A 12,849-nucleotide genomic window follows, 5' to 3' on the forward strand; every position below is an offset into this window, starting at 1 on the left:
TTACGCGTTTTGCTTTAGGGAATGGTTGATTGAAATCTTCGATTGCCAAATACTTGCGCACCGTTTTGCGATCACAAGAAAAGGTTTTTGCAATTTGTGAAATATTGAGACCTTCCTCAAAGAACGCTTTTCTGATATAATCAATTTGGGTCATTGTGAGCATCCTCCAGTCCTCCCCCGTTAGTGTTTTGTCACCTAATAAGGGTAGGTTATTTGGTTCTTGTTCGCAATGGCTTTTTGCATTTTTGAGGAATTCTGTTTTGCATAAGTGGGGATTTTTATTTGCAACTTTGTCCTATTTCATTATGCCATAAACAAGAGACTTGAATCAAAACAAAGTGATAAAAGGTTAAACTTTTTGTTTAATGAAGGTAAAGAAGTCCTTTCATATGATTACATGGATAATCTTAGTAAAAAATTAATGCATTCTAGTAGTCTTCAGCCCCAAAAAGGCATCAAGATTATTGATTTTTCAGAAGTGCCATCTGATGTACTCCCACTAATGGTGAGCTTGGTAGGACGATTGGTGTTTTCTATTCAACAATGGATTAAAAAAGAAGACAGACATCCAATCGCTTTATTTTGTGATGAAGCACATCTTTATCTTCCAGAGAAGACTGGAACTTCTATTGAAAATGCTGGCTTGGAGAACTTTGAACGTATTGCAAAGGAAGGTAGAAAGTATGGAGTTGGACTTGTTGTAATTAGTCAAAGACCAGCAGAAGTAAATAGAACTATTTTGAGTCAAAGTAATAATTTCATAGCAATGAGATTAACCAACGCTGAAGATCAAGCAGTAATTAAGAGACTTTTACCAGATAGTCTTGGCGGATTTTCAGAACTTTTACCTATTCTTGATGTTGGGGAGGCATTGGTAGTAGGCGATGCTTCATTACTCCCTAGTAGAATAAAAATAACAAGCCCGAGATGCAAACCTAATAGTGCAACTATAGATTTTTGGGATGAATGGCAGAAAACATCCAATAAAGATGTAATAAGTGAAGCAATAGAGGCACTTAGAAAGCAATCTCGATAAGAAAAAATTTTCGTTATGCAATTAACCGTTGGGCGAATGGGGGTGTTTCAAAGCTTATAAAAACTCCTTGTAAAATGGTAGGAGTTTTTCTTTGATGGAAATAATAGTTTTTAAGATAAATAACAGCCGTTAATTTATATTCGATTTTATGAGTATAAATTAACGGCTGTTATTATATATTTACGGTATTACTGGGCGGTGCTTTGTTTTTGAATGCTTAGAAATACATCTTTTAAAGAGTCTATTATTTTTTTTCGGGAACTGTTGTTTAACTTGTAAGTAATACCATCAAAAACAATTTCTGTGTGGTCAAGAACATTTATAAGGTCTATAGGAGGAAGGTCAGTTTCTAATGTAGGAACTGTTTCATGCTTGTTTTCGAGAAGATAATCAGTTGTTATGTTAAAAAAATCAGCGAGTTTAGAGGCTTTTTCAAAGCTTAATTTAATAGAATCTGTTTCATATTTTACATATGTAGTTCGCGTTATGTGTAAAATATCGGCTAAGTTTTTCTGGGTTAAATTTTTATCAGAACGAAGCTGTCGTAATTTTTCTCCAATACTCATATACAGCACTCCTTTTTGTAAAACATAATATACGTGATTTTTAATAACTTTTTATTGACGTGTGACTTAAAATAACTTATAATAAATATGTGATTTAAAATCACATAGAGAGCCACATAAAAATGAAATTTGAAGCCGAAACATATCATTAAATTTTTATATACAAAAATTTAATGAAGGGTGTCAATCACGGAGGGGATAGCAGAGAACTACTAGGGATACTCTTTTTTAGTTTTAGAATAACTGTTCAATAAGAAATTTACGTTTTGAAGATAATAAAAGATTTATTCATCAATTATTATATCACGAAGCTAACCCGCTGAAAATTATGGTTTGCGATGTTGAAAAGGGAGGAGGACTTAGTTTAGTACTCAAAAAAATGTTGGAAATTAAATTTTTATTCTTGACTATGATCATTTCGAACACTTTCATAGCTACGCAAATAAACAGGTGCAAGTTCAATAGGATATGTTGCTTTATCATGTTTATATTTGTCAATTAAATCTTGAGAGGTAGTAGGGTGATTGAAAAAAGCTTCTTCTGCTGGGGGGAGAAATTCTTCATACTCTGGGTCATTAGAACGTCCGGTCAGATAATCTAATGAAACACAAAAAAAGTTAGCCATTTTTAATAATGTATGAAAAGACGGTAAACTAGCGGATTTCTCAAATTGATTTATGGCAGATTTTGTTTTAAATCCTAATATAGATGCTAATTCAGACATAGAAAGATTATGCTTGCTTCTTAGGTCATGCAAAATGTTAGCAAAGTTATTATTATTCAAAATATAAAATAAACCTCCTTGACGGTACACCTTAAGTGTACTATAATCTGAATTATAAAAGTAAACTTACAGTGTACTTTTGGGCGAATGAAAATATAGTATATTTTGAGGTATTACAACAAATTATGGATAGCAATATATGAACCATATTATTATATCATGAAGCTAAAACTGTGAAAATATGGATTTAGATGTTGAACGGGGAAGGGGGCTTATTTTAACAATCAAAAATGTGGGAAATTAAATTTTTATTCGTGACTATGTTCATCTCGAGTAGCTTCATAGTCACGTAAAAAGACAGGTGCAAGTTCAATTGGATGTGTTGCTTTGTCCTGTTTATATCTAGCAATTAAATCTTTTGAAGTAGCAGGATGATTAAAAAAAGCTTCTTCTGCGGGTTGTATGTATTTTTCGTATTGGGGATCGTCCGTGCGACCAAGTAAATAATCGACAGATATACAAAAATAGTTGGCTAGTTTAAATAGCATATCCAGGCTAGGGGATTTGTCAGAACGTTCAATATTTCCAAGGGTTCCTTTTTGAATACCGAGGTCATCAGCAACATCTTTTAAGGATAGTTTTGATAATGTTCTAATTTTACGTAGATTGGTTCCTACCGTGCGTGTATTCATAAAAACACCTCTTTAAAAGTTTGAAATAAAAGACTTGACGTATTCTAAAAGAATACTTATAATTAAATTAATCAAAGGTATTCTATCAGAATACCTAGAGGGAATAAAATTAATTAAGGTAATAGTTGTTTTCGGATAATTAAAATTGTAATGAAAGGGATAATTAAATAAAGCATATTTAATATATGGCTAAATAACCAGTTAAATTCGTTATTTGTAGTGTACGTAAATTAACAATAATTATAGATATCATCAAATTATTATATCACGAAGCAAAAACGCTGAAAATGAAGGTTTTCGATATTGAAAAGGGGGTGGGGCGTTTATTTTAGTAATCAAAAAATCTGGTGAAATTTTCAGTATGGATGATGCTCATCCCGAGCAGCTTCATGGTCGCGTAAGAAAACAGGCGCAAGTTCAATCGGGTGCGCTGCTTTATCCTGTTTATATTTATCAATTAAATTTTTTGAAGTAGCTGGATGATTAAAAAACGCTTCTTCTGCGAGGTGTAGATATTTTTCGTATTCAGGAATATCAGATCGTCCAACTAAATAATCTAAAGAGCAGCAAAAATAATTCGCTAAAGTCACAAGCTTTTCTAATGTTGGGTTAGATGGGGCATTTTCATATGAAAAGACCATTCGTCGACTAATGCCAAGTTTTTGATAATTTTCCGCCGAAAGGTTATGTAGAGAACGTAATAATTTAAATCTATTTGCAAATGTAGTCAAATCAATCCCGACCTTTCATAAAATTTGCAATAGCCAATATAGACATAATTTATGCCTGTGGTTGTATGTGATTATCACGCATAAATTCAATTTTTCTTAAAGATACAGGTGCAAGGGAAATAGGCTCAATGATTTTTTCATCTTGATACATTTTAATAAAATCTGGAGTTGTGTCAAGATGATTAAAAAACTTATTCTCTGCCTGTGGTAAATAGTCCATCCAAGATGGATTGTCAGAACGACCAATAAGATAATCCATGGAACAACAAAAATAGTTAGATATTTTTATTAAAACTTCGACTGATGGTAAAGTAACTTGATTTTCAAAATTAAAAATCATACTTTTTGATACATTTATGTTTCTAGAAAATTTAGAGAGCGAAAGTTGATGCAAATTACGTAAGGTTTGTAATCTATCAGAAAATAGGACAGGAAAAGTATTTTTCATAAAAACCTCCTAAAATGTAAAAAGTAACTTGACGTTCTTAAATAAGAACGATATAATAAAGAAAAAGGAAAACGTTCTTATTTAAGAACGAAAAACTAAAAAAATACAAGAAAAGAAATTAAGTCTCCATAAACTAGATAAAAGGGCATAAGGTATGAAAATTATTTGCATAAATTTATTATACCATGGCATAAGAGAACTCGATTATGTTTTATCTTCGTTCTTTAATATCGCTTCTACCAACGAGATAATCAAGCGATACATCAAAATAATCAGCAAGTGTGACGAGATTTGTTGCCATTGGGATTACTTTGCCGTATTCATAGGATTGATAAACACGTTCTGCAATAGAAGTGTCATTAGAAATTTGTTTTTGTGTTACTTTATGAAGTTTTCGTAATTCCTTTAATCGTTCAGCGAATTTATTCATAGATAATCTCCTGAATTTTATTATCATTTCAAAAGATGGTTCATTTTAGCGATTTTAAAAACATGGTCATTAAATCACGTTGTTCTATTGTTAGGTTTTTACTGGCATCAAGCAGCGCTTTTAAGTTTGCTTCCAGTTCGGTTTCATCTTCCTGAAAGAAATCCGTGAGGGAAATATCCAGCAGGGTGCAGATTGCATCCAATGTTTCTAATGAACATTTCTTGTGATTGGTTTCTATGCCAGATATAAAGCTTTGCGTTACGCCAAGCTTTTGTGCAAGGTTGGTCGATGTTATGTTTTTTGCTTTCCGTAGTTGTCGAATTCTTTCACCAACATTAATCATAATATAAGATCCTCCGTTAATAACCTGCAGGTAATAATTCCATTATAACTCGATATAGGAATAGATAAAATAATATTTTTTAAATATTACCTATAGAATATAAAGCGTGTTGAAATAATAACTTATAGGTGATAAGATAAAGGGAAACTAAAACACAGAGGTGATAAAAGTGATGCAGGAACTTGTAAGCCGGATAAAAAAAGAACGTATTCAGCAAAAAGTTACGATGGAAGAATTGTCTTTGAAAAGCGGGGTCAGTCAAAAACACATCAGTAATATCGAAAATGGGAAAGCTGTGCCGACGGTTGAGACTTTGGAAAAGCTTACTCAGGTTTTGGGCTTTGACATTACTTTGCATTTGAAAGTTCACAAAGCTGCTAAGGGAAAAAAAACGAAACGTGGCGGAGGGTAGAATTATAATAATCGGAAAATTCTATTAATTAAATCGAGCGTTTTATCTATTTTACGAAATAAGGGGCGATGGCATTGGATGAGATTTTGTTTGACGAAAAGAATACGAGACTGCAAATTGAAGCGGAGTCTTGGGAAGCAGCGGTGGAGATTGGCGGGGAACTGTTAGTTGAACAGGGGTGTGTAGAAGATTCATATATTAACGGAATGCTTCAAAAGGTCAACAAACATCGGATGGATGTTGTCATTGCGGACGGGATTGCAATCCCGCATACAAGATATGAAGATGGAGCGTTTCGGGTGGGTGTGAGTTTAGTTACATTGAAAACACCGTTGTCTTTTGCCGAATCAGAAGAAAAGGTCAAGGTGGTGCTTTGTTTTTCGGCAATGAATATCCAGGATTATTGGCATATGGTGTCGTTTGCCCTTGATCTAATCGAGTACGATGTGCTTGATCAGCTGGCAGAGGCAAAGACGCTGGAGGAGGTGAGGTCCGTCATGGCTTTGTGCTGAATAAATAAAAAAGGGGGTGAGAGAAAATGTTAGGTGAGTTATTGACGAAAGATACCGTACGTCTAAACGTAAAGGTGAAAAACTGGGAAGAGGCTATCCGCATGGGAGGTCAGCTTTTGGTGCAGGAAGATGCGGTGGAGCAAAGTTATGTGGAGGCAATGGTACGTGCGGTAAAAGAACTGGGGCCGTATATTGTGATTGCACCGGGTTTTGCTATGCCGCATGCAAGAGCGGAGGATGGCGTGAAAAAGATTGCCATGAGTTTATTGACCTTGGAAAGTCCTGTTGCCTTTGGTAATCCGGATAATGATCCGGTTGCAATGGTGATTTGTCTGGCGGCTGTCGACCACACAACGCATATTAAGGCAATGCGTGAACTGGCTGTGTTTTTGAATGATGCGGACAAAATGAGGCAAATAAAATCCACGCGGGAAGTGAACGATATTTTAGCTTTAATACAGGTTTGAAATGATAAAAGGAGGGATTTTCTATGAACATTGTAACGGTTTGCGGGATGGGAATGGGTTCGAGTTTGGTCTTGAAGATGAATATAGATGATATTTTAAAACAAAAAGGAATCAAAGCCGAGGTAGAAGCTTGTGACCTTGGTTCTTTGGTGGGGAAGGTCGCGGATCTTGTTGTAACGACGAATGAATTGAAGTCACAGGTAGAAGACAAAGGCTATAATGTGGCGTATGTTCGCAGTGTGATTGACAAGAAAGCTCTTGAAACGATCATAATGGATGCGATTGGAAATTTAAAAAAATAAGAATAAAGATATAATACTTTTATATCCTTATCGATGGGGGAATAAAATTGAATTTTATTTTTAGTTTCTTTGATGAACCTGCTATTATTGTAGGGTTAATGGCCTTAATCGGGTTAATCTCACTTAAAAAATCCGTATCACAGATTGTAAGCGGAACTTTAAAAACCATTATCGGCTTTATTATTTTCCAGATTGGATCGAGTGCTATCGCGGAAGCTTTGGGGCAGTTAGGACCTGCTTTTGAAAGTGCATTTCATATGCAGGGAGTAGTTCCGACGAACGAGGCTATTATTGCTTTGGTTCAAGAGCAGTTTGGTATGCAGATGGCTTTAATCATGGCATTTGGTTTTGTTGCCAATTTATTACTGGCGCGATTTACACCGTTAAAATATGTCTTTTTAACAGGACATCATATGCTTTTTATGGCGGGATTACTGGCGGCTATTTTAACCGTCATTGGATTTCAGGGAACGAGCTTGATTGTTATCGGTTCTTTGCTTTTGGGAGCGACGATGGTTATCACACCAGCACTGGTGCAGCCTTTTTATCGAGCGGCAAGTGGCAGTAATAGTGTTGCTATGGGACATTATAATGCCTTGACATATTGTTTGGCGGCGTTGATTGCCAGATGGACCGGAAACAAAGAACATTCGACAGAAGATATTCATGTACCGGAAAATTTGAGCTTTTTTAAAGATAATGTAATATCGACAGGGCTTGTTATGCTGTTGCTTTTTGTAATTACGATTCTGCTTGCGGATACGAGCGTGGTGGCAAAATTGGCGAACGGGAAAAATGCGGGGATGTTTTCCATTATGGCAGCGATGAAGTTCACGGGTGGATTCGTTATTGTTCTGCAGGGTGTACGGATGATGCTGGCTGAAATTATTCCTGCTTTCAAGGGGATTTCGGAAAAACTGGTACCGAATGCGATTCCGGCATTGGATTGTCCGGTCATTTTCCCTTTTGCTCCGAATGCGGTTATTATCGGGTTTTTGTCTTCTTTGGCGGGGGCAATTGTCATGTTCTTAATTCTTCCGTTTACGGGTTTGGCAATTATTATTCCTGGATTAATTCCGATTTTCTTTGTTGGTGCGGCAGCGGGGGTTTTGACGAATGCACAAGGCGGTGTTCGCGGTACAATTATCGGCTGTTTTGTCAATGGTGCTATATTGAATGTATTGCCAGCTTTCTTATTGCCGCTGCTCGGGAGTTTGGGGTATGCGAATTCCACGTTTGGTGATGCAGACTTTGTTTTGACGGGTATTATTATTGGGACGATCGGCAAGATTTTCTCGCAAGAAGGTATTTATGCTTTATTGGCCATCTTGTTTGTAGTTTTTGCAGGTTTGCAGCTTAAAGCGAAGCTGTCACCACCTGTGAAAGAATAAGTTGTAACTATTTTAGATTCAGCAGATAGGGTTTGTGTTCACACTTTATCTTGTCTGTTGGATTTCATGAAAGGTGAAAAACGATGAAGAGTATGATTCGGGAGTATTTGGATCAAATTGCTGAGATTTTAGAAAATTTTGATGAAGAAAATATTGCAATGTTGATTAAATGTATGGAGAAAGCTAGAGTTCGTAATAAAAATATTTTTGTTTTGGGTAATGGCGGCAGTGCGGCAACGGTCAATCATTTTGTTTGTGATTTAGGGAAAAACGCCATTGAAGGGGATGAAGGGCGTTTTAAAATTATTTCGTTGTGCGATAATATTGAAACGATTACTGCTTTTGGCAATGATCTGGGCTATAAACATGTTTTTGAAGAAAGACTCAAAAATCTTATGAATCCGGGAGATTTTCTCATTGCAGTATCGGCAAGCGGAAATTCAGAAAATGTACTTTGTGCCGTAGAGTATGCAAAAAGGAAAAAAGGAACGATCATCAGTCTGACCGGAGCTACAGGAGGAAAACTGAAAGCGCAGTCGGATTATAATATTTCGATTGACTCGATCATTACGGAACAAATTGAAGATCTTCATTTAATCATAGAACATAGTATTGTTACGGTTTACAAACATAAAAACACAGTTTGTGGGGCGGTATTCGATGTTGAAAAAGACGACTTTATCCATCATTGAGATGCTTATAAAACGGCAGCCTGCATTATCAGTCTGCCTAGATGCTTTTTTGCCATCTGTAGAAGCACTGTATGCTTGTTATAGCAAACAGCATAAACTGCTGGTCTGCGGTAACGGCGGCAGTGCGGCAGATTCGGAACATATTGTTGGGGAACTCATGAAAGGCTTCCTTCTGCCGCGTAAGTTAAAAAGGGCGGTGCAGGATCAATTTGAGTTTATGTTTCCTGAGGATGCAGCGTATTTTATCGGAAATCTACAGGGAAGTTTACCGGCGCTCTCTTTGGTGAATCAAATTGCGTTCAATACAGCGTTTGCCAATGATCAGGCACCGAATCTCTGTTTTGCGCAACAAGTTCTGGGACTGGGGAATGCGGGGGATGTTTTTCTGGGGATCAGTACGTCCGGTTACTCGGAAAATGTTATCTATGCTGCCAAAGCAGCAAAAGTAAGAAATTTGACGGTTCTGGCACTCACCGGCCAAGATGGCGGTGAACTGGAAGCGGTAGCGGATATTTGTATTCAAGTTCCCGAAAGGGAAACGTATAAAGTTCAGGAGTATCATGTGATGATTTATCATATGCTTTGTGCCGCGATAGAAAATGAGATTTTTGGAAAATCTTAATCGGTAATTTAATCTTAAAAATGAAGGCTGGATAACATGCTGTATGGTGTTTTCCAGCCTTCATTTTTATGTCTAATTTGATATAAAACTTCTATATTTCCATATTTTATTGTATATTTATAGATAGAAGGTTTTTCAACAAATGAGGAGGCACATGAAATGAGAAGAAAAGATAGAGAAATAACGAAAGAAGAAACTATAAAGCTTTTGGAAACAGCAGAGGTCGGGTCATTGGCTACAGTGAATCCAGATCATACACCGTATGTGGTTCCGCTTAATTTTGTTTATGCAAAAGAAGCGATTTATTTGCATAGTGCCGTAGAAGGTAAGAAACTGGATAATATAGGTATGAACAGCAACGTTTGTTTTAGCGTGTATGATGCGGTGGAACTCATGCCGGAAGCTTTTTCGACGAAATATAAATCAGCCATTGTGGTTGGCAAAATCCATGAAGTGAAAGATCCAGAAGAAAAACGGGAGGGTCTTATCGCTATTGTGAAAAAGTACAGTCCGGAATTTTATGAAGCAGGTGTCAAGTATGTTGATAATGCCAGTGAAAAGACGAAAGTGCTTAAGATCGAGATTCTTCAAATTACAGGTAAATCACGGGGATGAGGGTTTTTTATCCTAGATTATTTATTAGGTGAGGCTTTTGAAAGAAGAATTCATAGTATCACTTATATGAATACAGGAGATGCTAATAGGTGAAGATAAAGAAAATATTAACTCGTTTATATGTACATGATATAAATACATCTATAGATTTTTACAAAAAACTATTAAATCAAGATTGTGATCTAATAGTTAAGTATAGTGAGATGCAATTGGAATTAGCACAAATCGGTAACATTTTAATTTTAAGTGGTACGGATGAAGCTTTAAAACCGTTTAGGGATACAAGTGCAACTTTCTTAGTAGATTCTGTCATTGAATTTAGGGAATTTTTGTTACAAAATGGTGCTGTTATTGTTAGAGATTTAAAAAAAGTTCCAACAGGAATGAATTTGACTGTGAAACATTTAGATGGCACTATAATTGAATATGTTGAACATAAAAATAGTAATGCATAAATTTCATTATTTTTACAATAGCTTTTAGTGGAATGAAAACACCGATATATTTAAAGAACTTTTTAAATATATCGGTGCCTTGGTAATATATGTATTACCTTATGAAATCAGCACGTTGTGGTTACTATCTCTAGTTTATAATTTAGGGAAAATGTTAAAAAAGTTATTTCTTTTTGTGTCTTGCCGAGTGAGTTACTGTATTGCGATTTTAAATTAAATTTTCTGTATTTTCACTTGATTAGTTTCGAGTGGTAGTTTATAATAAAGAAAAACATGTATGAAGAGTAACGACTGATGAGCAAGACTGGAGATAGAAGGTATTATTATTGCAAATTATTAAAGTAAATATTACACAACAAGTTATCGAATACTTAAAGGAAAATATTGAGAATGGTACATGGTCAGTGGGAGAAAAAATTCCGTCAGAAAATAATCTCACGGAAATTTTAGGTGTAAGCCGTTCCAGTATAAGAGTTGCAATTCAGCAATTTATTGCCTTAGATGTATTGCAGAGCGTTCATGGAAAAGGTACATTTGTAAGAACGAATAAGATTATGGGTGTAAACAAGAATTTAAATGCAATCAATGATGCTAATTATGATGATATAAACCAAGTTTTAGAATTTAGACGAATCATTGAACCCGAATGTGCGTATATTGCTGCTCAACATGCAACAACTGAGACCATAAACAATCTTGAAATATACTTGGGGAATATGAAAAATAATATTGGTCAATCTGAAGAATTTGTCAAACAGGATATTCTTTTTCATGAAGAAATTTGTCATGCTACGGGCAATCATTTATTGGATAATTGCTTAAAAGAAGTTTTTCAGAAGACAACAAAAAATCATAAACAGATGAATGAGGCCTTTGGTTATAATGATGGGATTTATTTTCACGCTTTATTAGTGAAGGCGATTAAAATAAAAGATGCTAGAAAAGCAAAAAATTTAATGAAAGAACATTTGCAGCAGGCAATAGATCGCTTGAAGTTAAAATAAAAAAATATTTTTTTTATTTTAACTTGTATGACGACCTACAACATAGAAAATTATATAAATGTTAATAAAATAGGGGGATCGAAAATGGGAATAAAAATTACGAATGTTAAGGTGATTCTAACAGCACCTGAGGGAATCAACCTTATTGTTGTCAAAGTAGAAACAAATCAGGATGGCCTATATGGTTTAGGGTGTGCAACTTTTGCTTATCGGCATCTGGCGGTTAAGTGTTTGATTGAAGAATACCTCAAACCATTGCTGATTGGTAGATGTGCAGAAAATATTGAAGAATTGTGGCAGTTGATGCATCAAAATGCTTATTGGCGCAACGGACCAATTGAAAATAGTGCCATTGCTGGCGTAGATATGGCACTGTGGGATATCAAAGGAAAAATGGCAAATATGCCATTATACCAATTATTTGGTGGTAAATGTCGTGGCGGGGTACCTATCTATCGTCATGCTGATGGTAAAGATTTAAATGAGTTATGTGAGAACATTCAAAAATACAAAGAACAGGGTATAACTCATATTCGTTGTCAAAGTGGCGGCTATGGTGGCAGCAGTTATGGTAAGAAACCTCTCAATTCACCTAGTGGTGCTTTGGCGGGGGTTTATCTTGACAGTAAAAAATATATGCGCGATACGCTAAAACTATTTGATAACATTCGCAGCAAAATAGGATTTGATATCGCATTGTGTCATGATGTACATGAACGGTTAAAACCAAGTGAAGCCATTAAATTTGCCTGTGAGCTAGAAAAATATGATTTGTTTTTCTTGGAAGATGCGATTTCATTAGAAAATAGTGAATGGATGCATCAGCTTCGTAGCAAGACCACGATTCCGCTGGCTCAGGGAGAACTATTTACGAATCCTTATGAATGGAAGTTTTTGATCACAGAACGATTGATTGATTATATTCGTGTCCACATCAGTCAAATTGGTGGTATTACACCAGCACGTAAATTACAGATTTTTGCTGAACAATTTGGTGTCAGAACTGCATGGCATGGCCCTGGTGATATGTCGCCATTAGGGCATGCGGCTAACATTCATATTGATTTGGCTGCACCTAATTTTGGCGTGCAGGAATGGTCTGGAACAGAGCCACCGAATTTTGTGATACAAGAGCTAAAAGGACCTAAAGAAGCCTTGTTAGATGTATTTCCTGGTCTGCCAGAATATAAAAATGGATATGTATATGCAAATGATAAGCCTGGATTAGGGGTGGAAATTAATGAAGCTGAAGCTGCAAAATACCCCTGTGAAAATACGATTACAAGATGGACACAGACAAGGTTGATTGATGGCACATTACAAACTCCATGAGAAAGGAACTATTCAAGAAGACTTAGCTAATGAGGAGGTATTATTTAATGGCTGTAACTTTATCGTAATGCAAAT

19 protein-coding genes are annotated in these 12,849 nt (G+C 35.7%); 12 read left to right on the forward strand and 7 right to left on the reverse strand.

Annotated features, from left to right (window positions below):
* Positions 1 to 268: 268 nt before the first annotated feature.
* Positions 269 to 1,036 (forward strand): ATP-binding protein, encoded by a 768-nt coding sequence (locus BMY14_RS19105; RefSeq protein WP_218144936.1) that lies wholly within the window; start codon positions 269 to 271, stop codon positions 1,034 to 1,036.
* Between the two features lie 188 nt (positions 1,037 to 1,224).
* On the opposite strand, the gene BMY14_RS19110 is transcribed toward BMY14_RS19105, so the two are convergent.
* The 7 genes from BMY14_RS19110 to BMY14_RS19140 all read right to left on the reverse strand — a co-directional run bounded on the left by BMY14_RS19110 (position 1,225) and on the right by BMY14_RS19140 (position 4,970).
* Complete coding sequence (locus tag BMY14_RS19110; protein ID WP_091835481.1) at positions 1,225 to 1,602, reverse strand: helix-turn-helix domain-containing protein; 378 nt, start codon at positions 1,600 to 1,602, stop codon at positions 1,225 to 1,227.
* Positions 1,603 to 1,999: 397 nt separating this feature from the next.
* Positions 2,000 to 2,386, reverse strand: a complete 387-nt coding sequence (locus tag BMY14_RS19115; protein WP_218144937.1) for a helix-turn-helix domain-containing protein — start codon at positions 2,384 to 2,386, stop codon at positions 2,000 to 2,002.
* Between the two features lie 248 nt (positions 2,387 to 2,634).
* Positions 2,635 to 3,018, reverse strand: a complete 384-nt coding sequence (locus BMY14_RS19120) for a helix-turn-helix domain-containing protein (protein ID WP_091835483.1) — start codon at positions 3,016 to 3,018, stop codon at positions 2,635 to 2,637.
* A gap of 356 nt (positions 3,019 to 3,374) precedes the next feature.
* A complete protein-coding gene (locus tag BMY14_RS19125; RefSeq protein ID WP_143063197.1) occupies positions 3,375 to 3,749 on the reverse strand; it encodes a helix-turn-helix domain-containing protein in 375 nt (124 codons plus the stop codon).
* Positions 3,750 to 3,798: 49 nt separating this feature from the next.
* Positions 3,799 to 4,197 carry a helix-turn-helix domain-containing protein gene (locus BMY14_RS19130; protein WP_091835486.1) on the reverse strand — a complete coding sequence of 133 codons (399 nt, stop codon included), beginning with the start codon at positions 4,195 to 4,197 and terminating at the stop codon, positions 3,799 to 3,801.
* A 211-nt stretch (positions 4,198 to 4,408) separates the two neighbouring features.
* Positions 4,409 to 4,627 carry a helix-turn-helix domain-containing protein gene (locus tag BMY14_RS19135; protein WP_091835489.1) on the reverse strand — a complete coding sequence of 73 codons (219 nt, stop codon included), beginning with the start codon at positions 4,625 to 4,627 and terminating at the stop codon, positions 4,409 to 4,411.
* A gap of 40 nt (positions 4,628 to 4,667) precedes the next feature.
* Positions 4,668 to 4,970, reverse strand: a complete 303-nt coding sequence (locus BMY14_RS19140) for a helix-turn-helix domain-containing protein (protein ID WP_091835492.1) — start codon at positions 4,968 to 4,970, stop codon at positions 4,668 to 4,670.
* A 172-nt stretch (positions 4,971 to 5,142) separates the two neighbouring features.
* Between BMY14_RS19140 and BMY14_RS19145 the strand changes: the two genes are divergently transcribed.
* From BMY14_RS19145 to BMY14_RS19195, 11 genes are all read left to right on the forward strand, one after another.
* Positions 5,143 to 5,382, forward strand: coding sequence for a helix-turn-helix domain-containing protein (locus tag BMY14_RS19145; RefSeq protein WP_091835494.1), 240 nt, complete (start codon positions 5,143 to 5,145; stop codon positions 5,380 to 5,382).
* A 74-nt stretch (positions 5,383 to 5,456) separates the two neighbouring features.
* Entirely contained in the window at positions 5,457 to 5,894 is a 438-nt protein-coding gene (locus tag BMY14_RS19150; RefSeq protein ID WP_177177671.1) for a PTS sugar transporter subunit IIA, read from the forward strand.
* Between the two features lie 26 nt (positions 5,895 to 5,920).
* On the forward strand, positions 5,921 to 6,361 hold the full coding sequence (locus tag BMY14_RS19155; RefSeq protein ID WP_091835500.1) for a PTS sugar transporter subunit IIA: 441 nt from the start codon (positions 5,921 to 5,923) through the stop codon (positions 6,359 to 6,361).
* A gap of 23 nt (positions 6,362 to 6,384) precedes the next feature.
* On the forward strand, positions 6,385 to 6,663 hold the full coding sequence (locus BMY14_RS19160) for a PTS sugar transporter subunit IIB (protein ID WP_091835503.1): 279 nt from the start codon (positions 6,385 to 6,387) through the stop codon (positions 6,661 to 6,663).
* 47 nt (positions 6,664 to 6,710) lie between these two features.
* Positions 6,711 to 8,054, forward strand: a complete 1,344-nt coding sequence (locus tag BMY14_RS19165) for a PTS ascorbate transporter subunit IIC (RefSeq protein ID WP_091835506.1) — start codon at positions 6,711 to 6,713, stop codon at positions 8,052 to 8,054.
* 83 nt (positions 8,055 to 8,137) lie between these two features.
* The gene (locus BMY14_RS19170; protein ID WP_091835509.1) at positions 8,138 to 8,746 is read left to right on the forward strand and encodes a D-sedoheptulose-7-phosphate isomerase; all 609 of its coding nucleotides are present in this window, start codon (positions 8,138 to 8,140) and stop codon (positions 8,744 to 8,746) included.
* Positions 8,715 to 9,368: a D-sedoheptulose-7-phosphate isomerase gene (locus BMY14_RS19175; RefSeq protein ID WP_091835512.1), complete on the forward strand. Its 654-nt coding sequence runs from the start codon at positions 8,715 to 8,717 to the stop codon at positions 9,366 to 9,368. The genes BMY14_RS19170 and BMY14_RS19175 overlap by 32 nt, the downstream gene beginning before the upstream one ends.
* A gap of 159 nt (positions 9,369 to 9,527) precedes the next feature.
* Complete coding sequence (locus BMY14_RS19180; protein WP_091835515.1) at positions 9,528 to 9,983, forward strand: pyridoxamine 5'-phosphate oxidase family protein; 456 nt, start codon at positions 9,528 to 9,530, stop codon at positions 9,981 to 9,983.
* A gap of 89 nt (positions 9,984 to 10,072) precedes the next feature.
* Positions 10,073 to 10,438: a VOC family protein gene (locus tag BMY14_RS19185; protein WP_091835518.1), complete on the forward strand. Its 366-nt coding sequence runs from the start codon at positions 10,073 to 10,075 to the stop codon at positions 10,436 to 10,438.
* A 326-nt stretch (positions 10,439 to 10,764) separates the two neighbouring features.
* Positions 10,765 to 11,442, forward strand: a complete 678-nt coding sequence (locus BMY14_RS19190) for a FadR/GntR family transcriptional regulator (protein ID WP_091835521.1) — start codon at positions 10,765 to 10,767, stop codon at positions 11,440 to 11,442.
* Between the two features lie 84 nt (positions 11,443 to 11,526).
* Positions 11,527 to 12,774: an enolase C-terminal domain-like protein gene (locus tag BMY14_RS19195; RefSeq protein WP_091835524.1), complete on the forward strand. Its 1,248-nt coding sequence runs from the start codon at positions 11,527 to 11,529 to the stop codon at positions 12,772 to 12,774.
* Positions 12,775 to 12,849 lie beyond the last annotated feature (75 nt).

The sequence above is a fragment of the Propionispira arboris genome, from assembly GCF_900109225.1.
In the GTDB taxonomy this organism is placed as follows: domain Bacteria; phylum Bacillota; class Negativicutes; order Selenomonadales; family Selenomonadaceae; genus Propionispira; species Propionispira arboris.